Raw genomic sequence first — 23,727 nt, 5'->3', positions numbered from 1 at the left:
CTCTCGTCAAAGGTCTTCGGTAATGATGGATCGCTGACCGGTGGCTGGCTAGCGTGAAGCTGGCACCTCAGGTTGCTGCCAGCACGGGATGGAGAACTGCTCCAGCAGTTGCGCGGTTTCGAACAGCGGCAGGCCGACGACGGTCGAATAGCTGCCCATCAGTTCCCTGACGAACACCGCGCCCAGGCCCTGGATGGCGTAACCGCCTGCCTTGTCCAATGGCTCGCCGGTCGCCCAGTAGCGCTCGGCCTCGTCGCGGCCGATGGGGCGAAAATACACATGGGTACCGACGCAGACGTCCAGGCAACGCTGGCCGTCGGTCACCGCCACGGCGGTAATGACTTGATGATGATCATCGGACAGTTCGGCCAGCATGGCCAAGGCATGTTCACGGTCGCGGGGCTTGCCCAGAATCCGACCACCTATCGATACAACGGTATCGGCTCCCAGCACCACGCCAGGGCCGTCCAGTTGAGCGAAACCCGAGGCGGCCTTGGCCCGGGCCAGGCGCACTGCGTAGGCCGAGACGCCCTCGTCGGGCAGCGGGGTTTCGTCGATGTCAGCCTTGATGACCGCGAAAGGCACGCCGATCTGGGTCAGCAGTTCACGACGGCGTGGCGAGGCGGAGGCCAGGTACAACGGGTTCATATCGACATCTCCCTGTCAGTCGGCGTCGCCGTCAGTTGATGTGAAGGCGACGGCGCAGGTCGCGCAGGGCGAAACTGATCCACGGCCAGAGCAAGGCACTGATGACGGCGGACCAGACCAGCGCCAAGGTCGGCAGGCGGTTGCCGGTCAGGGCGCTGAGCCACAGCTGGATCAGCTGGGCGATGCCGAAGATCACCAGGATCACCAGGCTCTGCTGCCACATCGGATACATGCGCAGGCGCTGTTGAAGGGACAGCACCAGGAAGGTGATCAGGGTCAGCACCAGGGCATTCTGCCCAAGCAGGGTGCCATACAGGACGTCTTCGGCCAGGCCCAGGACGAAGGCGGTGGTCATGCCGACCTTGTTGGGCACGGCGAGGGTCCAGAAGGACACCAGCATCGCCAGCCACATGGGGCGGAACACCTCCATGAATTGAGGCATCGGCGAGACACTGAGCAACAGGCCGATCGCGAAGGTCAGCCAGATGGCCCAGCCGTTCTTGCTGCGGGAACGCGCCATCATTCTCTCCGGGGTGGGTTCGGGGCCGCAGGGGCCGCTGCCGGGCTGGCGGGTGCCGCTGCAGGCGCAACGGGCGCGTTGGGAGCAGCGGGAGCAGGCGCAGCAGCAGGTGCCGTTGCAGGCGTTGCCGGTACCGCACCAGGTGTTGCCGGTGCGGCGCCAGGCGTGGCAGGCGCCGGGGTGGGCACGGCCTGCCCGTTTTCACCGGCGGCCTGGCCATGTTCCGGCGTGCCCTTGCGGTCGGCTTCTTCCTGGGCGAGCGCAGCGTCCGTCGCCCGTTCTTCTGGCGTACGCCGGTCGCTGAACACCAGCAACATGTAGCGACTACGGTTGAGCGCGGCCGTGGGAATGGCACGGACGATGGCGAAAGGCTGGCCGGAATCGTGGATCACTTCGTTGACCGTGGCCACCGGGTAGCCCGCCGGGAAACGCTGGCCCATGCCGGAGCTGACCAGCAGGTCGCCTTCCTTGACGTCGGCGGTATCCGCCACGTGGCGCAACTCCAGGCGCTCCGGGTTGCCGGTGCCGCTGGCGATGGCGCGCAGGCCGTTACGGTTGACCTGTACCGGGATGCTGTGGGTGGTATCGGTCAGCAACAGGACCCGTGCCGTGTAAGGCATCAGTTCCACCACCTGCCCCATCAGGCCACGCGCATCGAGCACCGGCTGGCCGAGGAACACGCCGTCGCGCTCGCCCTTGTTGATCAGGATACGGTGGGTGAACGGGTTGGGGTCGACGCCGATGAGCTCGGCCACTTCGACCTTCTCGTTGACCAGCGCCGAGGAATTGAGCAGCTCGCGCAGCCGCACGTTCTGCTCGGTCAGGGCCGCCAGCTTCTGCAGGCGCCCCTGCAGCAACAGGGCTTCGGTCTTGAGCTTTTCGTTTTCCGCGATCAGTTCGGTACGGCTGCCGAACTGGCTGGCCACCCCCTGCCACAGGCGTTGCGGCAGATCGGTGATCCAATAGGACTCCATCAGCACCAGCCCCATCTGGCTACGTACTGGCTTGAGCACGGCGAAACGCGAGTCGACCACCATCAGCGCGACCGACAGCACCACCAGTACCAGGAGACGAACGCCCAGCGAAGGGCCCTTGGAGAAAAGCGGTTTAATGGGCCGTTCCTCGTGGACGACGATTCAGGAGGTCATTGAACATGGAGCAATGCACCGGCCTGCTTGCGGGTTGAACGGAAACGACGCCCGGACGGACGCCAGCCCAGCGCATACAGGTAGCACTGTGTGTGCTACCTGTAAACCGGGCGAACACAATCCATGCACGCATGGACGGCGCAGGATCACTCGCTGGAGAGCAGGTCCATGGCGTGTTTGTCCATCATTTCCAGCGCACGGCCGCCACCACGGGCGACGCAGGTCAGCGGATCTTCGGCGACGATCACCGGCAGGCCAGTTTCCTGGGCCAGCAGCTTGTCCAGGTCGCGCAGCAGCGCACCGCCACCGGTCAGCACCAGGCCACGCTCGGCGATGTCCGAGGCGAGCTCCGGCGGCGACTGCTCCAGGGCGCTCTTGACCGCCTGGACGATGGTCGCCAGGGATTCCTGCAGCGCTTCGAGCACTTCGTTGGAGTTCAGGGTGAAGGCACGCGGTACGCCCTCGGCCAGGTTGCGGCCACGGACATCGACTTCGCGCACTTCGCCGCCCGGGTAGGCGGTGCCGATTTCCTGCTTGATGCGCTCGGCGGTGGACTCACCGATCAGGCTGCCGTAATTGCGGCGCACGTAGGTGACGATGGCTTCGTCGAAGCGGTCGCCGCCAACCCGTACGGATTCGGCATAGACCACGCCATTGAGGGAGATCAGGGCGATTTCGGTGGTACCACCACCGATGTCCACGACCATCGAGCCGCGGGCCTCTTCGACCGGCAGCCCGGCACCGATGGCGGCGGCCATCGGCTCTTCGATCAGGAACACCTCGCGGGCACCAGCGCCCAGGGCGGATTCGCGAATGGCGCGACGTTCCACCTGGGTCGACTTGCACGGCACGCAGATCAGCACACGCGGGCTGGGCTGCAGGAAGCTGTTCTCGTGAACCTTGTTGATGAAGTACTGCAGCATTTTTTCACAAACGCTGAAATCGGCGATCACGCCGTCCTTCATCGGACGAATGGCAGCGATGTTGCCAGGCGTACGGCCCAGCATGCGCTTGGCCTCGGTACCGACCGCGACGACGCTTTTCTGGTTGCCGTGGGTACGAATGGCAACAACCGAGGGTTCATTCAGGACGATACCGCGCTCACGCACGTAAATAAGGGTGTTGGCAGTACCCAGGTCGATGGACAGATCGCTGGAAAACATGCCACGCAGTTTCTTGAACATGGGAAAGTGACCCTAGGCAAAGCGTGGGTAAAAAAGTGCGGCAAACTCTAACAATGGCAGGGATTTTGGGCAAGGAGCCAATATGTTAAATTGGCAGTTTTTCCGAGCACGCCAGCAGATGATCGCCGCCGTATGACCATCAAAATGCTGGCATGTTCCTCACTTCGGACCCCATCCGTTCCGTTTCTCCTGGAGATCCCCATGGCGCTTCAACGCTGCGACGTGGAAAAGATCGCCCATCTGGCCCGCCTGGGCCTGAATGAAGGCGAACTGCCACGCATTACCGATGCCTTGAACAGTATTCTCGGGCTGGTCGACCAGATGCAAGCCGTCGACACCAGCGGCATCGAGCCCCTGGCCCACCCCCTGGAGGCCAGCCAGCGCCTGCGCCCCGACCAAGTCACCGAAAGCAACCAGCGCGACCGCTACCAGGCCATCGCCCCGGCGACCGAAAATGGTCTGTACCTGGTTCCGAAAGTCATCGAGTAAGGGAAAGAGCCTGCCATGCATCAATTGACCCTGGCCGAGATCGCCCGCGGACTCGCCGACAAGTCGTTTTCCTCCGAAGAGCTGACCGGCGCCCTGCTGGCGCGCATCAAACAGCTCGACCCACAGATCAACAGCTTCATCAGCGTCACCGAGGAGCAGGCCCTGCAACAGGCGCGTGCCGCCGACGCCCGCCGCGCCAACGGCGAAGCCGGTGCCCTGCTCGGCGCGCCGATCGCCCACAAGGACCTGTTCTGCACCAGCGGCATCCGCACCAGCTGCGGCTCGAAGATGCTCGACAACTTCAAGGCGCCGTATGACGCCACCGTGGTTGCCAAGCTGGCCGAAGCCGGCATGGTCACCTTGGGCAAGACCAACATGGACGAATTCGCCATGGGCTCGGCCAACGAGTCCAGCCACTATGGCGCGGTGAAGAACCCGTGGAACCTCGAACACGTGCCTGGCGGCTCCTCGGGCGGTTCGGCCGCCGCCGTGGCCGCGCGCCTGCTGCCGGTGGCCACCGGCACCGATACCGGCGGCTCGATCCGCCAACCGGCGGCACTGACCAACCTCACCGGCCTCAAGCCGACCTACGGCCGCGTCTCGCGCTGGGGCATGATCGCCTACGCCTCGAGCCTCGACCAGGGCGGCCCGATGGCCCGCACTGCCGAAGACTGCGCCCTGCTGCTGCAAGGCATGGCCGGTTTCGATGCCAAGGACTCCACCAGCATCGACGAGCCGGTGCCGGACTACAGCGCCAACCTGAACGCTCCACTCGAAGGCCTGCGCATCGGCCTGCCGAAGGAATACTTCGGTGCCGGCCTCGACCCACGCATCGCCGACCTGGTCCAGGCCAGCGTCAAGGAGCTGGAAAAGCTCGGTGCAGTGGTCAAGGAAATCAGCCTGCCCAACATGCAGCACGCCATCCCGGCGTACTACGTGATCGCACCGGCAGAGGCCTCCTCCAACCTGTCGCGCTTCGACGGCGTACGCTTCGGCTACCGCTGCGAGGAGCCCAAGGACCTCACCGACCTGTACAAGCGTTCCCGTGGCGAAGGCTTCGGCGTCGAAGTGCAGCGCCGTATCATGGTCGGCACCTATGCCTTGTCGGCCGGCTACTACGACGCCTACTACGTGAAGGCGCAGCAGATCCGCCGCCTGATCAAGAACGACTTCATGGCCGCCTTCGAACAGGTCGACCTGATCCTCGGCCCAACCACGCCGAACCCGGCCTGGAAGCTCGGCGCCAAGAGCAGCGACCCGGTCGCCGCCTACCTCGAGGACGTCTACACCATCACCGCCAACCTGGCGGGCCTGCCGGGCCTGTCGATGCCGGCCGGTTTCGTCGATGGCCTGCCGGTCGGCGTACAGCTGCTGGCCCCGTACTTCCAGGAAGGCCGCCTGCTCAACGTCGCGCACCGCTACCAGCAAGTCACCGACTGGCACACCCGCGCCCCTAACGGCTTCTGAGGAATTCACACATGCAATGGGAAGTTGTGATCGGGCTGGAGATTCATACCCAGCTCGCCACCCAGTCGAAGATCTTCTCCGGCAGCGCCACCACCTTCGGCTCCGAGCCGAACACCCAGGCCAGCCTGGTCGACCTCGGCATGCCTGGCGTGCTGCCAGTGCTGAACCAGGAAGCCGTGCGCATGGCCTGCATGTTCGGCCTGGCCATCGATGCCCAGATCGGCAAGCGCAACGTGTTCGCGCGCAAGAACTACTTCTACCCGGACCTGCCCAAGGGCTACCAGATCAGCCAGATGGACCTGCCGATCGTCGGCAAGGGCCACCTGGACATCGCCCTGGAAGACGGCACCATCAAGCGCATCGGCATCACCCGCGCACACCTTGAGGAAGACGCCGGCAAGAGCCTGCACGAAGACTTCAGCGGTTCCACCGGCATCGACCTGAACCGCGCCGGCACCCCGCTGCTGGAGATCGTCTCCGAGCCTGACATGCGCAGCGCCAAGGAAGCGGTGGCCTACGTCAAGGCGATTCACGCCCTGGTGCGCTACCTGGGTATCTGCGACGGCAACATGGCCGAAGGCTCGCTGCGCTGCGACTGCAACGTCTCGGTCCGGCCGAAGGGCCAGGCCGAGTTCGGCACGCGCTGCGAGATCAAGAACGTCAACTCGTTCCGCTTCATCGAGCGCGCCATCAACAGCGAGATCCAGCGCCAGATCGACCTGATCGAGGACGGCGGCAAGGTGGTCCAGGAAACCCGCCTGTACGACCCGAACAAGGACGAGACCCGCTCGATGCGCAGCAAGGAGGAAGCCAACGACTACCGTTACTTCCCTGACCCGGACCTGCTGCCGGTGGTCATCGAGGACAGCTTCCTCGAAACCGTCCGTGCAGGCCTGCCGGAGTTGCCGACGCAGAAGGTCGAGCGCTTCCAGAGCCAGTATGGCCTGTCGGCCTATGACGCCAACGTGCTGGCCGCCAGCCGCGAGCAGGCCGACTACTTCGAGGAAGTCGCCCGTATCGGTGGCGACGCCAAGCTTGCCGCCAACTGGGTGATGGTCGAGCTGGGCAGCCTGCTCAACAAGCTGGGCGTGGAGATCGACCAGGCACCGGTGAATGCCGAACTGCTTGGCGGCATGCTGTTGCGCATCCGCGACAACACCATCAGCGGCAAGATCGCCAAGACCGTGTTCGAGGCCATGGCCGCCGGTGAAGGCGATGCCGACAGCATCATCGAAAGCCGTGGCCTCAAGCAGGTCACCGACACCGGAGCGATCGACAAGATGCTCGACGAAATGCTCGCCGCCAACGCCGAACAGGTAGAACAGTACCGCGCCGCCGACGAGGCCAAGCGTGGCAAGATGTTCGGCTTCTTCGTCGGCCAGGCGATGAAGGCATCCAAGGGCAAGGCCAACCCGGGGCAAGTGAACCAATTGCTCAAGGCTAAGCTCGAAGGGTAACGCGGCATTGGGGCCACTTGCGGCCCATCTCGGCACAAGGCCGCTCCTACAGGTTCGACAAGCCTATAGGAGCGGCCTTGTGCCGCGATCGAGGGCAACGCCCTCGCCTGCTGCTTCCTTATAACGGAGCCCCTGAATTGATACGCCGTTCCTTCAGCGCCCTCGCGCTCTTCTCCCTGCTGGCCGGCTGCGCCAGCCCTGACATCGATTCCCGCGACATCGACTCCCGAGGTTACGACCGGACCGGCGTCGCTTCTTATTACGGCTCCCGCCACCACGGCAAACGCACTGCCAGCGGCGAGCGCTTCAACCAACACGGTCTCACCGCCGCCCACCGCAGCCTGCCCTTCGGCAGCCGGGTGCTGGTCACCAACCTTGCCAACAAACGCAGCGTCGTAGTGCGCATCAACGACCGAGGCCCACATACCCGCGGCCGGCTGATCGACCTGTCACGGGCTGCAGCAGAAAAAATCGGCATGATCCGTAGCGGAACAGCGCGCGTCCGGGTACAAGGGCTAAGCGACTGACCTGACAGGAGTCCCGACCATTTTCGACCTGGCCACCCTCCCCACATTCAGCCTCCTGCAACTGGGCTTCGGCCTGGTGTTGCTGGTGATCGGTGCCGAGCTGCTGGTACGCGCCGCCCTGCGCCTGGCCTTGCGCCTGCATGTGCGCCCATTGATCATCGGCCTGAGCCTGGTGGCCTTCGGCAGCACCGCGCCACAATTGACCGTGAGCTTGCAGGCGGCTTTCCAGGGCGCCCCTGACGTCGCGGTGGGCAGCGTGATCGGTAGCAATATCTTCAATGTGCTGGTGATTCTCGGGCTGGCCGCGCTGGTCATTCCACTACGCGTTTCCCGGCAGCTGGTACGCCTGGATATCCCGCTGATGATCGCCGCCAGCGCCCTGGTCTACCTGCTGGCCGGAAACGGCCAACTGGGCCGCCTCGAAGGCCTGCTGCTGGTTCTTGGCTTGCTGGGCTACCTGGGCATGCTATGGCACCAGTCACGGCATTACGCCCGCACTTATCCTGCCCCCGAGGCCGTGCACACCAGTGCCGGGCGTTTCTGGAGCGGCGCGATGCTGCAGGTGCTGCTGGGCCTGGGCCTGCTGAGTCTGGCCGGCCACCTGCTGCTCGAGGCTGCCGTGGAGGTGGCCACCGACCTGGGGCTGTCCGAGCGCATCATTGGCCTTACGGTGGTTGCCGTCTGCACGTCCTTGCCGGAGCTGGCCGCGGCCCTGATCGCGGCCCTGCGCGGCGAGCGGGAAATCGCGGTGGGCACGGTGATCGGCAGCAACCTGTTCAACCTGCTGGCCGTGCTGGGCCTGACCGCGGTGGTCACGCCGGAGCCACTGTCGATTTCGCCCAATGCCCTGGATTTCGACCTGCCGGTGATGCTGGGGGTCGCGGTGTTGAGCCTGCCGGTGTTCTATTCCGGCTACCGCGTCACCCGTGCCGAAGGGCTGGTATTTCTCTGCCTCTACCTGGCCTACGGCCTGCATGTGGTGGCCTTCACCACTGGCATGCCGCTGGCCGGGCGGCTGGAGCACCTGATGCTGTTCTACGTCTTGCCGGTGCTTGCTGCGGTATTGATGTACACCACAGTGCGGGCCTGGCGGCGACAGCACTGATGGGTGTAGGGCTTAGGCGGGTCGTTGTGATTGAGACCGAGCACCGCCCGCCATTGGCAAGGTTTGCGTAGTCCTGTAGGAGCGGCCTTGTGCCGCGATGGGGCGCGTAGCGGCCCCAATTATTAGGCAACGGCAGCTATTTAATACGTCGAGCGCGGTCGAAAGGTTCGCTCTCTCACTAGATTCTGATCACAACAGCACCAGTGACCCTTCTGTTGCTCGTCAGACACGATAGCCCAGGCGCCGCCAAATGCGACGTCAGGAGGCCGAGTGGAAGCCTTGCGCAGGTGGGTGCCAGGCATGGATGCCTGGCAAGCGGCGCAGGGCCATGGATGGCCCTTCGCCGCGCCCCGCCGGAGCAAGGCTGGAGCGAGGGAACCCCGGAGCGAAGCGCAGGGGCCGGATGCAGGAGCCAGCGTTTTTTGGTTACTTTTTGTCGCGTTTGACAAAAAGTGACCCGCCGTAAGGGCGGAAAGGTGACTCAGCGTCGCCATCGCAAACGGACTATTCGCTTAAATCAATACCAACGAGTCGACCAAACACCGGGCGCATTGGAATCGCGAAATATCTATTCGCCATGGCGGCGCTGACTCACCTTTTCGCCTTTACGGCGACCTACTTTTGCTCGGTTGGTACGACACGAAATCGCGTCATGCGCCAGGCGTCCGCGCGACAAGCCCACAGGATGGACTGGCCGTAAACAAACGTAGGAGCGAGCGCAGCTCGCGATGCGCCGCGCGGGCGGCGCTCTATCTCATGGGCGCAGGAAACCTAACGGCGAACCTGGCGCGCTTTCTTCATCCGGAACGCCACCCACAGCACTGCGATCCACAGCGGGATCAACATCACCGAGATGCGGATCGGCGGAGTCAGGTACATCACCACCAGGATCAGCACGATGAACGCCAGGCACAGGTAGTTGCTCAGCGGGTGCCACAAGCTGCGGTAGAACGGCGTGATCCCTGCGGCCAACTTGGCCTTGCGGAACTTCAAGTGAGTGATGCTGATGCTTGCCCAGTTGATCACCAGTGCCGACACCGCCAGGGCCATGAGCAGGCCGAAGGCCTCGCCCGGCATCAGGTAATTGATCAGCACGCACAGGCCCGTGGCGAATGCCGAGACGCCCAACGCCGTCAACGGCACGCCGCGGCGGCTGACCTTGAGCAACTGGCGTGGCGCATCGCCCTGGCTGGCCAGGCCGAACAGCATGCGGCTGTTGGCATAGACGCAGCTGTTGTACACCGACAGCGCAGCCGTGAGCACGACGATGTTGAGGATGGTGGCCACCAGGTCGCTGTCCAGCTCATGGAAGATCATCACGAACGGGCTGCCGCCCTGCACCACTTTCTGCCATGGGTACAGCGACAGCAGCACAGCCAGCGCGCCGATATAGAAGATCAGGATGCGGTAGACCACTTGGTTGGTGGCCTTGGGGATGCTCTCGCGTGGGTTGTCTGCCTCGGCCGCGGTGATGCCCACCAGCTCCAGCCCGCCGAAGGAGAACATGATCACCGCCAGGGCCATGATCAAGCCGGTGACGCCGTTGGGGAAGAACCCGCCGAATTGCCAGAGGTTCGCCACGCTGGCATCCGGCCCGCCATGGCCGCTGCCCAGCAACCAGGCGCCGAAGCCGATCATGCTGACGATCGCCACCACCTTGACCAGGGCGAACCAGAACTCCAGTTCACCGTAGACCTTCACCTGGGTCAGGTTGATGGCGTTGATCACCACGAAGAAGATCGCCGCCGTCGCCCAGGTGGGGAAGCCCGGCCACCAGTACTGGACATAGATACCGACGGCGGTCAGCTCGGCCATGCCCACCAGCACGTACACCACCCAGTAGTTCCAGCCCGAGACGAAGCCTGCGAACTCGCTCCAGTACTGGTGGGCGAAGTGGCTGAAGCTGCCGGCGACCGGCTCCTCGACGACCATCTCGCCCAGCTGGCGCATGATCAGGAAGGCCATCAGGCCGGCAATGGCGTAGCCCAGCAGGACGGACGGGCCGGCCAGCTGGATGGTCTGGGCGATGCCCAAAAACAGCCCGGTACCAATGGCCCCACCCAGCGCAATGAGCTGGATATGGCGATTCTTCAACCCGCGCTGTAACCGCTCGGGCGTGCTCTGGTCTTGCATGAAGTGTCCTCAGGTCAGGAGGCGTGTTGTTGTTGGTGTGCGCGCAGTGAAGGATCTAGATCCATCCGCCCCACTGCAAGATGAAAATGCCGATATTGGTGGTGATCGCGGCGAGCAACGTGGTGATCACGATGATCGAGGCGGCCAGCTCGTGGTTGCCGTTGGCCGCTCGCGCCATCACATAGCTGGCCGCGGCGGTCGGGCTGCCGATGTAGAGGAACAGGATGCCCAGCTCGGCGCCACGGAACCCGCACAGCCAGGCGCCCAAGGTGCCGATCAAGGGCAGCCAGACCATCTTCGTCAGGCTGGCGTCGATGGCCAGCCTGCCGCTGTCGCGCAGCGCAGCCAGGGACAAGGTCCCGCCAATGCAGATCAGCGCCAGCGGCAGGGTCATCTGGGCGAGGTAGTCGCTGGAGGTCAGCAACCAGTTGGGTAACGCCACCTGGCCATAAGCCATGGGGGCGGCAAGCAGCACGCTGATGATCAGCGGGTTGCTGAAAATGCTCTTGCAGATGCTCCACGGGTCGGATTTCAGGTCCGGGCTGTAGACCGCCAACACCACCGCCGAGAGGGAGTTGTACAGGAGGATCACCAGGCCCGCGAGCACCGCGCCCAGGGAGATGCCGTAGTCGCCGTACAGGCTGGCGGCCAGGGCCAGGCCGATCACCCCATTGTTGCCGCGAAAGGCGCCCTGGGTGTAGATGCCGCGGTCGGCCTCGGGGCAGCGCCAGATGGCCAGGATCCAGGACAGGGCGAAACCGACCAGGGTGGCGAGAACGAAATAGAGCAGGACACCGGGCTTGACCGCAGCCGCCAGGTCGGCGTGGTAGATGCCGAGGAACAGCAGGGCCGGCATGCAGACGTTGAACACCAGGGACGAGGCGACCTTGATGAAGTTGTCGTCGATCAGGCGGATACGCTTGAGGAGCACGCCCAGGAACAGCATGGCGAACACCGGGGCCGTGATGTTCAGCGTCTGGATGAGAAGGGCGAGCATTGCGGGTCCTGAGGGGTTGCCGTTGGGGGCTAATGATACGCGAACTAGGGGGATTTGCGGGGAATAGGGGGAATTCAGCGAAATTTCAGAGGTAACGGCGGTGGCCACTGCCGCTAGGATCATGTTGTTGGGTTGGCTGTCCCGGCCCTATCGCCGGCAAGCCGGCTCCCACAAGGTTCGCCTTCTGCGGGAGATCATCCGGTCCGCCAGCGCTGATCCCTTGTGGGAGCCGGCTTGCCGGCGATGGGCTGCAAGGCAGCCCTGACAGCACCAATCACCGAACGACCCTGTGAATCGATCAGCGTCGCACTGGACGTTTCTGCAACTTGCGCTGCAGCGTGCGTCGGTGCATCCCCAGCGCGCGCGCTGTCGCCGAGATGTTTCCATCATGCTCGGCCAGCACCCGCTGGATGTGCTCCCACTGCAACCGGTCCACCGACATCGGGTTCTCCGGCACCAGCGAATCCAGGTCCGCATGCTCGGACAGCAACGCCGCCAATACATCATCCGCGTCTGCCGGTTTGCACAGGTAATTGCACGCCCCGCGCTTGATCGCCTCGACCGCGGTAGCGATGCTGGAATACCCCGTCAGGATCAGCACCCGCATCTCCGGGTCGAGCTCCAGCAGCTTGGGCAGCAACACCAACCCGGAGTCCCCGTCCATCTTCAGGTCCAGGGTCGCGTAGTCAGGCACGTCCTGCCTGGCCAGCACCAACCCCTCCTCGGCGGAGGACGCGGTGCTCACGCGGAAACCGCGGCGGCTCATGGCCCGCGCCATGACGCGGGTGAAGGTGGCGTCGTCGTCCACCAGCAACAGGTGCGGCAGCTCTTCGCCTTCGACCAGGTTTTCTTCGCTCATCGTTCATCTCCTCGCTTGCCATGGGGCAGGCGCAGCTCGGTGAGGGTGCCGCCCTGTTCATGACTATAGAGTTTCACCGAGCCGCCAGCACGGGTCACGCTGGCCTTGCTCAGGAACAGGCCCAGGCCGAAGCCTTTGCCCTTGGTGGTAAAGAAGGGTTTGCCGATCGCTTCGGCAATCGCCACGGGAATGCCGGCGCCGTGGTCTCGAATGCTGATGATGATGTCCTGCTCGTCCCAGTCCAACTGTACTTCCAGGTCGTCCGGGCAGGCATCGGCGGCATTGTTCAGCAGGTTCAGCAAGGCCTGGGTCAGGTCCGGTGGTGGCGTCAGGCGTGGTACCGCGCCGTCGCGCAGGCGCTGGAAGCGGTATGTGGCTTCAGGGCGCATCAGGTGCCAACGGTTGAGCGCCTCGTCGAGCCAGGCGGTCACCTCCTGCTCCACCACGCTCATCCGGCGGTTGGCCTCGGCTGCGCGTACCAGTTGCTGCAAGGTTTCCTTGCACAGCTTGACCTGGTCTTGGAGCACCTCCAGGTCTTCCTGCAATTGCGGGTCGGTATGATCCTGGCGCATCTCGTTGAGCAGCACGCTCATGGTCGCCAGCGGCGTACCAAGCTCGTGGGCGGCGCCTGCGGCCTGGGTGGCCACGGCCAGCAGTTGCTCGTCGCGCAGGCTCTCTTCGCGTCGGTCGGCGCGCAGTTTCTCCTGGCGGCGCAACTCCTCGGCCATGCGCGCGGCGAAGAAGGTGATCACCCCAGCGGCCAGGGCGATGCTCAGCCACATGCCGTAGACCTGCATCTTGTCCCGCGCCATGGGCAAAGTCTCGAGCGGGTAGAACTGCACCAACAGCAGGCTGTAGGCCACCAGCGCGATACCCGACAGCACCAGCGAGTAAATCCACGGCAAGGTCACCGCGGCGATCGCCAGCGGCACCAGGTAATAGGAAACGAAGGGGTTGGTCGAGCCCCCCGAGTAATACAACAAGGCGCTGTGGATCAGCAGGTCGCAGGCCAGCTGGAAGGCATATTCCAGCTCGGTGACCGGCAACGACAGGCGCAGGCGCAGGGCGGTGAACGCGCACAGCAACGATGAAAGCGCCAGCGTCGCCGCCAGCGACAGCCAGGGCAATGGCAACAGCTCGGTCCAGTAGGCCACGCCCACGGAGCCGGCCTGGGCGGCCAGGACCAGGATGCGGATGAAGGTCAGGCGCCAGAGGTTCTGGCGGGTAGCGGACAGCGGGTGAACGGCAGCGAGCATGAGCTCTCCTGATGAGTGCTCCAGGAAAATCGCCTGAAGTATACCGAAGCCAGGCCCCCCACAGCAGCAATGCGGCAAAGCGCCACACTTTGTCACAGGTTCATGATGGCACTTAGGAACCCACTACACTGTTCCCGGTCTGATGGGCCATGCGTGGCAAGGACACCGCCCCCACGCTTTCTTTTTTGCCAAGGAGTCAACCATGCAACTACCTCGTCGCAGCACTGCGCTGATCCTGTCCTGTGGCCTGCTGGCCAGCCTGCCGGTGCTGGCCGCCGAAGCGCCCCGCTACAACCAGGTATCGCTGCGCGCCGAAGTCAGCAAGGAAGTGGCACGCGACCTGATGGTCGTGACCCTCTACAGCGAAGCCCAGAACAGCGACCCCGGCAAGCTGGCCAAGGAAATCACCGAGACCATGAACAAGGCCGTTCAGCAGGCGCGCCAGGTCAAGGATGTGAAGATCAGCCAAGGCAGCCGCAACAGCTACCCGGTGTACGACAGCAAAGGCCAGAAGATCACCGGCTGGCGAGAGCGCGCGGAGCTGCGCCTGGAAAGCGCCGACTTCCCTGCCCTGTCCAAGCTCACCGGCGAGCTGCTGCAGGACCTGAAGATGGGCGGCATGGACTTCTCCATCGCCCCGGCCACCCGCAAGGCCAGTGAAGATGCCCTGCTCAAGGACGCCGTCGATGCCTTCAAGGCCCGCGCACAGCTAGCCACCGAGGCATTGGGTGGCAAGGGCTACAAGGTGGTCAGCCTGAACCTCAACAGCAGCGGTTACCCACGCCCCTATCTGCGTAGCGCGCCAATGGCCATGAAGGCCATGGCGGCCGACGAGGCGGCACCGGCACCGGACATCGAGGCCGGCACCAGCGAAGTCAGCATGAATGCCGATGGCCTGATCGAAGTGCAAATGCCCTGATCGGGTCTATGGCCGAAGCGACAGGTGCAACGCTTGTCGCTTCACCGTCTACGCTACGCCGCTGGAATTTTTCAGCTCAAAAAGACCTTTCCCACAGTACTTACGGCACTTTCCTATTGACTCAGAGGCCAGCAAATAAACGCTAAATTGCTGGCAAAAAACCATCGCAAACGTACAACTTGCGGCAAAGTTATAGGAATGCGACATCCATGTACGTTGGTCCCACTATTTTGACGCCAACTATCCTTCTGCCTGTTGCATTGGCAATCTCGCCTGCATAAGTATCCGCAAGTCGGCTCACGAGGCCACCTCAATCGAAAAAGAACAATGAGGCCACCATGCTAAAACACGCAGTCATTCCGTTCCTGGTCGGCGCAGGCTTGCTCGCCGGCGCACCTTCCGCACTTGCAGCCACCAACCTGGTGTTCTGCTCCGAAGGCAGCCCCGCCGGCTTCGACCCCGGCCAATACACTACCGGAACCGACTTCGATGCCTCGGCAGAGACCGTCTTCAACCGCCTGACCCAGTTCGAACGCGGCGGAACCGCTGTCATCCCGGGCCTGGCGACCAAATGGGACGTTTCCGAGGATGGCAAGACCTACACCTTCCACCTACGGGAAGGGGTCAAGTTCCATAGCACCGACTTCTTCAAGCCGACCCGCGAATTCAACGCCGACGACGTGCTGTTCACCTTCAACCGCATGCTCGACAAGAACCACCCCTTCCGCAAAGCCTACCCCACCGAATTCCCCTACTTCACCGACATGGGCATGGACAAGAACATCGCCAAGGTGGAGAAAATCGACGATCACACCGTCAAGTTCAGCCTCAACCAGGTCGACGCCGCGTTCATCCAGAACCTGGCCATGAGCTTCGCCTCGATCCAGTCCGCCGAATACGCCGACCAACTGCTCAAGCAGGGCAAGGCCGCCGACATCAACCAGAAGCCGATCGGCACCGGCCCGTTCGTGTTCAGCAAGTACCAGAAGGACGCCCAGATCCGCTTCAAGGGCAACAAGGACTACTGGAACCCCGACGATGTGAAGATCGACAACCTGATCTTCGCCATCAGCACCGACGCCTCGGTGCGCATGCAAAAGCTCAAGAAGAACGAGTGCCAGGTCACCCTCTTCCCACGCCCGGCGGACATCGAGCCGCTGAAGAAGGACCCGAAGCTGCAGATGCCTGAACAGGCCGGCTTCAACCTCGGCTACATCGCCTACAACGTGATGGACAAGGTCAAGGGCAGCAACGAGCCCAACCCCCTGGCCCAGCTGAAGGTGCGCCAGGCCCTGGACATGGCGGTGAACAAGCAACAGATCATCGAGTCGGTGTACCAGGGCGCAGGCCAACTGGCGGTCAACGCCATGCCACCGACCCAGTGGTCCTACGACACCACCATCAAGGACGCCCAGTACGACCCGGAAAAGGCCAAGCAGCTGCTCAAGGAAGCCGGCATCAAGGAAGGCACCGAGATCACCCTGTGGGCCATGCCGGTGCAACGCCCCTACAACCCCAACGCCAAGTTGATGGCCGAAATGCTCCAGTCCGACTGGGCCAAGGTCGGCATCAAGGCCAAAATCGTCAGCTACGAGTGGGGCGAGTACATCAAGCGCTCCAAAGGTGGCGAGCAAGGCGCCATGCTGATCGGCTGGAGCGGCGACAACGGTGACCCGGACAACTGGCTGGGCACCCTCTATGGCTGCGATGCCATGGACGGCAACAACTTCTCCAAATGGTGCTACAAGCCCTACGACGACCTGATCAAGCAAGCCAAGGCCACCCCTGACCAGGCCAAGCGCACCGAGCTGTACCAAAAGGCGCAGCACATCCTCAAGGAACAAGTGCCGATCACGCCTATCGCGCACTCCACCGTCTACCAGCCGATGAGCGCCAAGGTGAAGGACTTCAAGATCAGCCCCTTCGGCCTGAACTCCTTCTACGGCGTGAGCGTGGAGAAATAGCGCCAGCTCTTTCGCCGCGGGCCTGACGGCCTGCGGCGATCCCCAGCGCCACGAACGCAACCTGCAACCAGCGCCCTCCCGATGCCCCCAGCACCGGGACAGGGACCCTGTTGCCGCAATTCAACCAATCGCGGCGAAAACAGACGGAAAAGGACTCGCCATGCGCCATGCCACACTCCTCAGCACCCTGCTCGGCCTCGGCCTGATGACCCAAGCCCCTGGCCTGCTCGCCAAGAATCTGGTGTTCTGCTCCGAAGGCAGCCCCGCCGGCTTCGACACCGCCCAGTACACCAGCGCTACCGACAACGATGCCGCCGAACCGATCTACAACCGCCTGGTCGAGTTCGAACGTGGCGGCACCGCTGTCCAGCCCGCCCTGGCGACCCGCTGGGAGGTCTCCGAAGACGGCCTGCGCTACACCTTCCACCTGCGCGAGGGGGTGAAGTTCCACGGCAACAAGGCCTTCACGCCAAGCCGCGACTTCAATGCCGACGATGTGCTGTTCACCTTCAACCGCATGCTCGACAAGAATCACCCGTTCCGCACGGCCTACCCGACCGAGTTCCCCTACTTCATCAGCATGGGCCTGGACAAGAACATCGCCAAGGTCGAGAAGGCCGACCCGCTGACCGTCGTTTTCACCCTCAACAGTGTCGATGCCGCGTTCATCCAGAACCTGGCCATGAGCTTCGCCTCCATCCTCTCCGCCGAGTACGCCGACCACCTGATGGCCGAGGGCCGCCCCAGCGATATCAACCAGAAGCCGATCGGCACCGGCCCGTTCGTGTTCCAGCGCTACCAGAAGGACTCGCAGATCCGCTACAAGGGCAACAAGAACTACTGGGCGCCGGAGGACGTGAAGCTCGACAACCTGGTGTTCTCCATCAACATCGACCCCTCGGTGCGTATCCAGAAGCTGCGCCGCAACGAGTGCCAGGTCACCCTGCATCCGCGCCCGGCAGACCTGCCGTCGGTCAAGGCCGACGACAAGCTGCAGGTATTGCAGAAGCCTGGTTTCAACCTTGGCTACATCGCCTACAACACCCAACATCCGCCCTTCGACCGGCTCGAGGTGCGCCAGGCCATGGACATGGCGGTGAACAAGCAGGCGATCGTCCAGGCCGTGTACCAGGAGGCAGGCCAAGTGGCGACCAATGCCATGCCGCCGACCCAGTGGTCCTACGATGACAGCATCAAGGACGCCCAATACGACCCCGAAAAAGCCAAGCAACTGCTCGCCCAGGCCGGCGTCAAGCCAGGCACGGAAGTCACCCTGTGGGCCATGCCCGTGCAGCGCCCCTACAACCCCAATGCCAAGCTGATGGCCGAAATGCTCCAGGCCGACTGGAGCAAGCTCGGCTTCAAGGTGCGCATCGTCAGCTACGAGTGGGGTGAATACCTCAAGCGTATGAAGAACGGCGAGCACGACATCGCGCTGATCGGCTGGACCGGCGACAACGGTGACCCGGACAACTGGCTGGGCACCCTGTACAGCTGCGATGCCATCGGCAGCAACAACTATTCCCTCTGGTGCGACCGGCAGTACGACACGCTGGTCAAGAAAGCCAAGCAGGTCACCGACCGCGAGCAGCGCACCCAGCTCTATCAGCAAGCCCAGCAACGTCTCAAGCAACAGGTACCGATCACCCCGGTGGCCCACTCCACGGTCAACCAGCCGATCAGCGCCAAGGTCAACGACTTCAAGGTCAGCCCCTTCGGGCGTAACGATTTTTCCGGTGTGAGTGTCGACTGACCGGACTGCGACCCGCGAACCGGCCGCCCCCATCAAAGCGCTGGCATGGCGAGGGCTTCGCCCTCGATCGCGGGGCAAGCCCGCTCCTACACGGTCTGCGCCAGCAGCCTGATCTACCGGTTCCCCCGAATTTGCCCGGCGATCCCGCGGCAAACCTGGCAGTACCGCTGTACCGCAACATGCCCGGCCCATAAGGCACGGGAATAACTAGAAAATAGAAAGGGAGCTTCACCTTGAGACGTACAACCATCACCGCACTGGCCCTGGCCATAAGCGCAGTTTCCGCCACGGCACAGGCCGAACCCGTCAGCCAGGACTTCGTGCCCATCACCCTGAAATCAGGCAGCGAGCAGGCCGAGGCGAGTGGCTTTCTCGAAGGCCAGAGCCTGACCGGCAGCACGCGCAACTGGTACGCCCGGGAACGTGCTACCCGCGCGCCGCTGTTCAAGTACTACAAGAGCGACGGCACCCGGCACGCCACCCACAGCCGTGACAACTGGGTGCAGGGCACCATCCTCAATTACAGCTCGGGCTTCACCCAGGGCACCGTGGGCTTAGCCGTGGAAGCCGCCGGCTACAACGCCATCGCCCTGGAACGTGGCCGCGCCGCCGTGGCCGGGCCGAACAACCGCACGCTCACCCACAGCGACGGCGACGTGATCGGCCAGTGGAGCAAGATGGGCCTGGCCAACGTCAAGGCGCGGGTGTCCAACACCACCCTCACCGTCGGCCGCCAGTCGGTCGATACACCGATGATGGCCTACATCGGCAACCGTGCGCTGCCGTCTAGCTTCCAGGGCGCGTTCCTGCACAGCGCCGAGTTCGACAACCTGTCGTTCGACCTGGGCACCTTCGACCGCGTCTCGCCACGTACCGAGCAGAGCCTGAGCAAGTTTCGCAGCGAGTACAGTGCCACCGGCGTCGAAACCGACCGTGCCAGCACCGTCGGGGTCAACTACCAGCCGTTCAAGAGCCTGAGCACCAGCCTCTACGCCACCAAGGTCGAGGACTTCTGGAACCAGTACTACTTCGGCGCCAACCATGTGCTGGGCGACAGCGCGGTGCTGAGCCTGACCACAGGCCTGAACTACTACAAGACCGTGGACGCCGGCAGCCGCAAGATGGGCCAGATCGACAACGACACCTACAGCCTGTCGTTCGGCCTCACCCACCAGGCCCACACGCTGTCCGCCTCCTGGCAGCAGGTCAACGGCAACGAGTACTTCGACTACCTGCACGAGACCAACGGCATCTTCCTGGCCAACTCGCTGCTGTCGGACTTCAACGGCCCCAACGAGAAATCCCTGCAGATCTCCTATGTGCTGAACATGGCCCCCTATGGTGTGCCAGGGCTCAAGTTCAACGTGTACAACGCACGCGGCTGGGGCATCGACGGCACCCACTACCGAGGTACGGCCTATGACGTCAATGGCATGGACGGCGAGACCCATTATGAATGGGGCATCGGCACCAGCTACGCGGTGCAGAGCGGGCCGCTGAAAGACACCAGCATCCGCGCCACCTACACCGCGCACCGTGCCAGCAAGGCCCAGGCCGACGGCAGCCTGGACGAGCTGCGTATCGTCACCACCATTCCGTTCAACATTCTCTGAGCCAGGATGCCCGGCCCGCCCCCGTGCGGGCCGTGGCAGCTACGCTGGAACAATCTGCAGGGAGGTTCCATGAAATCGCTACCGCTACGTGCCGCCCTGGCGGCCGTCATCTTCGGCGCCGCGACTCACCTTGCGGCCAAGCCGCTGGTGGTATGCACCGAGGCAAGCCCGGAAGGCTTCGACATCGCCCAATACACCACCGCGGTTACCGCCGATGCCACGGCCGAGGCCATCTTCAATCGCCTGGTCGACTTCAAGCCCGGCACCACCGACATCCAGCCGGCACTGGCCGAACGCTGGGACATCAGCCCAGACGGGCTGGTCTACACCTTCCATCTGCGCAAAGGCGTCAAGTTCCACACCACGCCCTACTTCACGCCAACCCGCGATTTCAACGCCGACGACGTGCTGTGGAGCCTGAATCGGCAACTGAGAAAGGACCACCCCTGGCACGACAAGACCAGCGTCGGCTACCCCTACTTCGAAAGCATGGCCTTCAAGGACCTGCTCAAGTCGGTGGAAAAAACCGACGATCATACCGTGGTGATCACCCTGACCCGCCCGGAAGCGCCCTTCCTGCGCGACATGGCCATGGCCTTCACCTCGATCTACTCGGCCGAATACGGCGACCAGTTGCTCAAGGCCGGCAAGACCGCCGAGCTCAACAGCAAGCCGGTGGGCACCGGGCCGTTCATCTTCCAGCGCTACAACAAGGACGCCCAGGTCCGCTACAAGCCCAACCCGGACTATTTCCGTGGCAAGCCGCCAGCCGATGCCCTGATCTTCGCCATTGCGACAGACAGCAACGTGCGGCTGCAGAAGCTGCGCGCCAACGAGTGCCAGATCGCGCTATACCCCAAGCCTGACGACGTCCCGGCCATCAAGACCGACCCCAAGCTCAAGGTCGCCGAGATAGAGGCGCTGGTCACCGGTTATATCTCGATGAACACCGAGCACAAGTACCTGAGCGACGTGCGCGTACGCAAGGCGATCAACATCGCCTTCGACCGCCAGACCCACGTCGACCAGCTGTTCGGCAAAGGCAACGCTCTGGTCGGGGTCAACCCGTACCCGCCGACCATGACCGGCTACAACACCGAGAACCAGAACCCGCCCCGCGACCTGGCCAAGGCCCGCGAGCTACTCAAGGAAGCTGGCGTGCCCGAAGGCGCCCGGCTCACGTTGTTCACCCGCAACGGCGGCGGCCCCACCAACCCCAACCCGCGCCTGTCGGCCGAAATGCTCCAGGCAGACCTCGCCCAAATCGGCATCAAGCTCGACATCCGCGTGATGGAATGGGCCGAAATGCTGCGCCGGGCCAAGAAGGGCGAAGCGGACCTGGTGTCCACCGGCTGGGCCGGAGACAACGGCGACCCGGACAACTTCTTGAGCCCGTTGCTCAGCTGCGACGCGGCCAAAAGCGGCGAGAACTATGCCCGCTGGTGCAACCCGAAATTCCAGGAACTGATCAGCCGCGCCCGCGAAGTGATCGACAACGACGAACGCGCCAGGCTCTATGCCCAGGCGTTGAAGGTGTACGATGACGACCAACCCTGGATCAGCATGGCGCATCCGAAGATGTTCACCGCCATGCGTGACAACGTGGAGGGTTACGTGATCAACCCTCTGACCAACAACAACTTCGCCACCACCAAGGTGAAGTAGAACAACAACGACCGCCGGCGCCCCACGAAGGAGCCGGCGGCACCGCCTGACCGGCTGATGAGGTACACCCGACGATGTTGAGTTTTATTGCCCGGCGCCTGGGCCTGCTGATTCCGACCTTCTTCGGCATCACCTTGCTGACCTTCGCGCTCATACGCCTGATCCCCGGCGACCCGGTGGAAGTGATGATGGGCGAGCGCAGGGTCGACCCCGAAATGCATGCCCAGGCCATGGAGCGCCTGGGCCTGAACAAGCCCCTGCCGGTCCAGTACCTGGACTACATCGGCAAGCTCGCCCAGGGTGACCTGGGCGAATCGTTGCGTACGCGTGAAAGCGTGTGGAACGAGTTCCTCACCCTGTTCCCCGCCACCCTGGAGCTGGCCTTCGCCGCCCTGCTGTTCGCCGGCATCGTCGGCCTGCTGGCCGGGGTGATCGCCGCGCTCAAGCGAGGCTCGCTGTTCGACCACGGGGTCATGGGCATTTCCCTGGCCGGCTATTCCATGCCGATCTTCTGGTGGGGCCTGATCCTGATCATGTTCTTCTCGGTAAGCCTGGGCTGGACGCCCGTCTCCGGGCGCATCGACCTGCTCTACGACATCGAGCCCAAGACCGGCTTCATGCTCATCGACACCCTGCTCAGCGAAGAAGAAGGCGCGTTCAAGGACGCGGTCATGCACCTGATCCTGCCGGCCATCGTGCTGGGCACCATCCCCCTGGCGGTGATCGCCCGCATGACCCGCTCCTCGATGCTCGAGGTGCTGCGCGAGGACTACATCCGTACGGCACGGGCCAAGGGCCTGTCGCCTTCACGCGTGGTGTTCATCCATGGCCTGCGCAATGCGCTGATCCCGGTGCTGACCGTGTTCGGCCTGCAGGTCGGCACCCTGCTCGCCGGTGCCGTGCTCACCGAAACCATCTTCTCCTGGCCGGGCATCGGCAAGTGGCTGATCGAGGCCATCGGTGCCCGTGACTACCCCGTGGTCCAGAACGGCATCCTGTTGATTGCCTGCCTGGTGATCCTGGTCAACTTCGTCGTGGACATCCTCTACGGCCTGGCCAACCCACGCATCCGTCATCAGCGCTGAGGCCCAAGCCATGACTAGCTCGATTCCAAAATCCGTCACCCCGGCAAGCCCGGTGGACCAGAGCCTGCTCTACCCTTCCCCGTACAAGGAATTCTGGCAGGCCTTCTCGCGCAACAAGGGCGCCGTCGCAGGCCTGGCCTTCATGTGCCTGGTGGTGTTCTGCGCCGTGTTCGCCCCGTGGGTCGCCCCGCACAACCCCAGCGAGCAGTACCGCGACTTCCTGCTGACCCCGCCGGTCTGGCTCGAAGGCGGCACCTGGCAATTCATTCTCGGCACCGACGAACTCGGCCGCGACCTGCTCTCGCGGTTGATCCAGGGCGCACGGCTGTCGCTGCTGATCGGCCTGTCGTCGGTGGTGATGTCGCTGATCCCCGGCATCCTGCTGGGCCTGCTGGCCGGGTTCTTCCCGCAGATCCTCGGCCCCTCGATCATGCGCCTGATGGACGTGATGCTGGCCCTGCCGTCGCTGCTGCTGGCCGTCGCCATCGTCGCCATCCTCGGCCCAGGCCTGATCAACACCGTGATCGCCATCGCCATCGTCTCGCTGCCATCCTACGTGCGCCTGACCCGCGCCGCGGTAATGGGCGAGCTGAACCGCGACTACGTCACCGCCGCACGCCTGGCCGGCGCCGGCCTGCCACGTTTGATGTTCGTCACCGTGCTGCCCAACTGCATGGCGCCGCTGATCGTCCAGGCGACCTTGAGCTTCTCCTCGGCGATCCTCGACGCCGCCGCCCTGGGCTTCCTGGGCCTTGGCGTCCAGCCGCCCACCCCCGAGTGGGGCACCATGCTGGCCTCGGCCCGCGACTACATCGAGCGCGCCTGGTGGGTGGTCAGCCTGCCGGGCCTGACCATCTTGCTCAGCGTGCTGGCGATCAACCTGATGGGCGACGGGCTGCGTGATGCGCTGGACCCGAAACTCAAGAACGCCGCCTGAG

General features: G+C 63.7%; 20 protein-coding genes. 12 read left to right on the top strand and 8 right to left on the bottom strand.

Translation table 11 applies throughout. The features are described 5' to 3' along the window. Positions 1 to 48: 48 nt before the first annotated feature. From ACNFG0_RS05190 to mreB, 4 genes are all read right to left on the bottom strand, one after another. Positions 49 to 648: a Maf family protein gene (locus ACNFG0_RS05190; RefSeq protein WP_416764153.1), complete on the bottom strand. Its 600-nt coding sequence runs from the start codon at positions 646 to 648 to the stop codon at positions 49 to 51. Between the two features lie 31 nt (positions 649 to 679). Then, complete coding sequence (gene mreD / locus ACNFG0_RS05185; protein ID WP_084854551.1) at positions 680 to 1,168, bottom strand: rod shape-determining protein MreD; 489 nt, start codon at positions 1,166 to 1,168, stop codon at positions 680 to 682. After that, a complete protein-coding gene (mreC, locus tag ACNFG0_RS05180) occupies positions 1,168 to 2,250 on the bottom strand; it encodes a rod shape-determining protein MreC (protein ID WP_230386058.1) in 1,083 nt (360 codons plus the stop codon). The genes mreD and mreC overlap by 1 nt, the downstream gene beginning before the upstream one ends. A 212-nt stretch (positions 2,251 to 2,462) precedes the next feature. Next, on the bottom strand, positions 2,463 to 3,500 hold the full coding sequence (gene mreB, locus ACNFG0_RS05175; RefSeq protein WP_003255163.1) for a rod shape-determining protein MreB: 1,038 nt from the start codon (positions 3,498 to 3,500) through the stop codon (positions 2,463 to 2,465). Positions 3,501 to 3,701: 201 nt separating this feature from the next. Between mreB and gatC the strand changes: the two genes are divergently transcribed. The 5 genes from gatC to ACNFG0_RS05150 all read left to right on the top strand — a co-directional run bounded on the left by gatC (position 3,702) and on the right by ACNFG0_RS05150 (position 8,545). Continuing rightward, positions 3,702 to 3,989: an Asp-tRNA(Asn)/Glu-tRNA(Gln) amidotransferase subunit GatC gene (gene gatC / locus ACNFG0_RS05170; protein WP_084854553.1), complete on the top strand. Its 288-nt coding sequence runs from the start codon at positions 3,702 to 3,704 to the stop codon at positions 3,987 to 3,989. Between the two features lie 15 nt (positions 3,990 to 4,004). After that, a complete protein-coding gene (gene gatA, locus ACNFG0_RS05165) occupies positions 4,005 to 5,456 on the top strand; it encodes an Asp-tRNA(Asn)/Glu-tRNA(Gln) amidotransferase subunit GatA (protein ID WP_196155255.1) in 1,452 nt (483 codons plus the stop codon). Between the two features lie 11 nt (positions 5,457 to 5,467). Further along, positions 5,468 to 6,913 carry an Asp-tRNA(Asn)/Glu-tRNA(Gln) amidotransferase subunit GatB gene (gatB, locus tag ACNFG0_RS05160; RefSeq protein ID WP_196146415.1) on the top strand — a complete coding sequence of 482 codons (1,446 nt, stop codon included), beginning with the start codon at positions 5,468 to 5,470 and terminating at the stop codon, positions 6,911 to 6,913. 140 nt (positions 6,914 to 7,053) lie between these two features. Next, on the top strand, positions 7,054 to 7,440 hold the full coding sequence (locus tag ACNFG0_RS05155; RefSeq protein ID WP_416764208.1) for a septal ring lytic transglycosylase RlpA family protein: 387 nt from the start codon (positions 7,054 to 7,056) through the stop codon (positions 7,438 to 7,440). Positions 7,441 to 7,501: 61 nt separating this feature from the next. Beyond that, positions 7,502 to 8,545 carry a calcium/sodium antiporter gene (locus tag ACNFG0_RS05150; RefSeq protein ID WP_196146448.1) on the top strand — a complete coding sequence of 348 codons (1,044 nt, stop codon included), beginning with the start codon at positions 7,502 to 7,504 and terminating at the stop codon, positions 8,543 to 8,545. 771 nt (positions 8,546 to 9,316) lie between these two features. Here the strand turns inward: ACNFG0_RS05150 and ACNFG0_RS05145 are convergent. The 4 genes from ACNFG0_RS05145 to ACNFG0_RS05130 form a co-directional block, all read right to left on the bottom strand. Beyond that, the gene (locus ACNFG0_RS05145; protein ID WP_196143619.1) at positions 9,317 to 10,678 is read right to left on the bottom strand and encodes an amino acid permease; all 1,362 of its coding nucleotides are present in this window, start codon (positions 10,676 to 10,678) and stop codon (positions 9,317 to 9,319) included. Between the two features lie 55 nt (positions 10,679 to 10,733). Beyond that, positions 10,734 to 11,675 (bottom strand): AEC family transporter, encoded by a 942-nt coding sequence (locus ACNFG0_RS05140; protein WP_196143620.1) that lies wholly within the window; start codon positions 11,673 to 11,675, stop codon positions 10,734 to 10,736. Between the two features lie 298 nt (positions 11,676 to 11,973). Beyond that, positions 11,974 to 12,534, bottom strand: a complete 561-nt coding sequence (locus tag ACNFG0_RS05135; protein ID WP_196143621.1) for a response regulator transcription factor — start codon at positions 12,532 to 12,534, stop codon at positions 11,974 to 11,976. Then, the gene (locus ACNFG0_RS05130; RefSeq protein WP_196143622.1) at positions 12,531 to 13,790 is read right to left on the bottom strand and encodes an ATP-binding protein; all 1,260 of its coding nucleotides are present in this window, start codon (positions 13,788 to 13,790) and stop codon (positions 12,531 to 12,533) included. The genes ACNFG0_RS05135 and ACNFG0_RS05130 overlap by 4 nt, the downstream gene beginning before the upstream one ends. A gap of 202 nt (positions 13,791 to 13,992) precedes the next feature. On the opposite strand from ACNFG0_RS05130, the gene ACNFG0_RS05125 reads away from it, so the two are divergent. The 7 genes from ACNFG0_RS05125 (at position 13,993) to ACNFG0_RS05095 (ending at position 23,726) form a co-directional block, all read left to right on the top strand. After that, entirely contained in the window at positions 13,993 to 14,709 is a 717-nt protein-coding gene (locus ACNFG0_RS05125; protein WP_196156469.1) for an SIMPL domain-containing protein, read from the top strand. A 338-nt stretch (positions 14,710 to 15,047) separates the two neighbouring features. Further along, positions 15,048 to 16,673: an ABC transporter substrate-binding protein gene (locus ACNFG0_RS05120; RefSeq protein WP_196143624.1), complete on the top strand. Its 1,626-nt coding sequence runs from the start codon at positions 15,048 to 15,050 to the stop codon at positions 16,671 to 16,673. Between the two features lie 160 nt (positions 16,674 to 16,833). Next, positions 16,834 to 18,426, top strand: a complete 1,593-nt coding sequence (locus ACNFG0_RS05115) for an ABC transporter substrate-binding protein (RefSeq protein ID WP_416764151.1) — start codon at positions 16,834 to 16,836, stop codon at positions 18,424 to 18,426. 233 nt (positions 18,427 to 18,659) lie between these two features. Further along, positions 18,660 to 20,039, top strand: a complete 1,380-nt coding sequence (locus tag ACNFG0_RS05110) for an OprD family porin (RefSeq protein WP_416764150.1) — start codon at positions 18,660 to 18,662, stop codon at positions 20,037 to 20,039. A gap of 69 nt (positions 20,040 to 20,108) precedes the next feature. After that, positions 20,109 to 21,704, top strand: a complete 1,596-nt coding sequence (locus ACNFG0_RS05105; protein ID WP_416764149.1) for an ABC transporter substrate-binding protein — start codon at positions 20,109 to 20,111, stop codon at positions 21,702 to 21,704. A 74-nt stretch (positions 21,705 to 21,778) separates the two neighbouring features. Beyond that, positions 21,779 to 22,789 (top strand): ABC transporter permease subunit, encoded by a 1,011-nt coding sequence (locus ACNFG0_RS05100; RefSeq protein ID WP_196143628.1) that lies wholly within the window; start codon positions 21,779 to 21,781, stop codon positions 22,787 to 22,789. Between the two features lie 10 nt (positions 22,790 to 22,799). Continuing rightward, entirely contained in the window at positions 22,800 to 23,726 is a 927-nt protein-coding gene (locus ACNFG0_RS05095; RefSeq protein ID WP_084854567.1) for an ABC transporter permease subunit, read from the top strand. Position 23,727: the final 1 nt, after the last annotated feature.

Origin of the sequence: Pseudomonas sp. NY15372 (assembly GCF_048068215.1) — a bacterium.
Classification (GTDB): domain Bacteria; phylum Pseudomonadota; class Gammaproteobacteria; order Pseudomonadales; family Pseudomonadaceae; genus Aquipseudomonas; species Aquipseudomonas guariconensis_A.
This window is presented reverse-complemented; position numbering and strand designations above follow the sequence as displayed.